Below are 1,814 nucleotides of genomic sequence, written 5' to 3'. Positions count from 1 at the left end.
TGGTTACACCTTTAAAGAAGTTCAAGGAAGTGCTACAGGTACTTTCACAGATCAAGCACAGACGGTGACTTATATTTATACGAAGAATAATGTAACACCTAGTACTAAACCGAATGATCATTCAGATGCTCCTGAAAGTAGTAAGGGCAACGGCAACAAAAATAATTCTACCTTAGAAAAAAAGAACACACTTCCACAAACTGGGGATGATAAGGGATTGTCAATGATTGAAATGATTTCTGGACTTTTCCTCATTTTTGGGACAATTGTGATGATTCTATTTAAGCGTAAGAGACAAGATTAAATGAGCGAAGAAACTATATTTTACAGTCGATTAAAACAAGAAATTAAAAAAAGTCGAAAGTCGACTAATCAAATTGAACGGGAACTGGGTTACTCTAGAAATGCCTTGCACAATTATAAGAATGGGACAGAACCTTCAGGAACTCGTCTCATTGAGATTGCGGAGTACTTTCATGTCTCACCTAAGTTTTTAATTGGTAAAACTAATATTTCATCTGAAAATAGCCCCATTATATTATTTGAACAGTTAAATGATGTTCAAAAACTAGAGATGTTAAAACTTTGTCATAATTGGTCAGAAAATCTGATAAAAGATACACACCTTCCTGATAGATGATTAAAGTAAAAAAGGGTTCCGGGTCTGATAAAATAAAACTAACGTTCTATGTTTGTTATATTTGAGCTTAAAACAAGCTCCAATGCTTTAGGATTACATAAACCTAAGATGTTGTAGATAGTTTAAAAGCATTTCTAGTTTTTGAGTTGAACAGAATAATAGTGAAGTAATAATTTGTCTGTAATTAATCATATCATATCATAAAAATACAACTGAGAAAGTTCATGAAAAATTATGAAAAAATCTACAATGTCTAATATTTATATTTATTTTTGTTTTTGTTTTGTTTTGTTTTGTTATATAAAAAGTTTTATGTTAAACTCGTATAATTTAATAAACTATGTTATTTAAATCATTAAAAATGTCGAGGGATTGTAATTTTTGCTTTTGTTTTGAGGGAGATTACAAAGTGGAGGAAATATATGAAACGAAAAAAAGCTTTTTGTCTTTTAGTAATTGTGTTTATGTCGATTTTAAGTAATATGTATTATATAAACCTTAATGCAGAGGCAACTACACTTTCTCAAGACGGCCAGTTGGTTATAAATGTAAAAGATAGTGTTGATTATTCTGGTATAGAAGGTGCTTATTTTACTGTTGTTTCAAATACAGACAGCAATAAATCATACTTACTTGAAACAGATAATGATGGGAAAGCAGCGATTAGTTTACCTAGTGGTGATTATTTAATAAAACAAGTAGGAACTACGAATAATATAGAAAACTATACCTTTACTTCTATTGGATTTTCTCAGAAAGTAGAAACCGGTAAAACAGTTACACTGACAGGATACTCAAGAAAAATAGTTGGGGATTATATATTTCAAAATAGTCCATCAGTAGTACATATTTCTCAAAATAGTATATTTAACCCTTCTGCTTTAGCACAAGGAATAAAAGCTTATAAACTAAATTTCCAAGGACAAAAAGAATCACTTATACCAAATTCTCAAGTTTATTCTTACTTTAATAATGTAGATACAAGCCTACCAGGAGAATATATTTCTATTTACATGGCTGCTCAAAGTACATTAGGTATAAAAACTACACATGTTTTGAAGGTCGTTGTTGACCCAGAAGTACCAAAAATTGGTCAGTCAGTTACTGCTAGATATGTAGATATAGATGGTAATAAGATTTCAGATGATGTTATAAAATCAGGTAATGTTGGAGA

Annotated in this window: 2 protein-coding genes and 1 pseudogene; all 3 read left to right on the top strand. The window is 30.2% G+C overall.

The features are described 5' to 3' along the window. A partial coding sequence (locus IAE52_RS11400; RefSeq protein ID WP_200136805.1) for a MucBP domain-containing protein occupies positions 1 to 304 on the top strand: 304 nt, incomplete at its 5' end. Next, entirely contained in the window at positions 305 to 640 is a 336-nt protein-coding gene (locus IAE52_RS11395; RefSeq protein WP_109990710.1) for a helix-turn-helix transcriptional regulator, read from the top strand. It abuts the gene before it with no gap. 422 nt (positions 641 to 1,062) lie between these two features. After that, positions 1,063 to 1,814 (top strand): annotated as a pseudogene (locus IAE52_RS11390) (hypothetical protein); the annotation flags it as partial.

Source organism: Lactococcus sp. S47 (genome assembly GCF_016517475.1).
Taxonomy (GTDB): domain Bacteria; phylum Bacillota; class Bacilli; order Lactobacillales; family Streptococcaceae; genus Lactococcus; species Lactococcus lactis.
The sequence above is the reverse complement of the archived record's forward strand: the minus strand, read 5'-3'. Positions and strand labels throughout refer to the sequence as shown.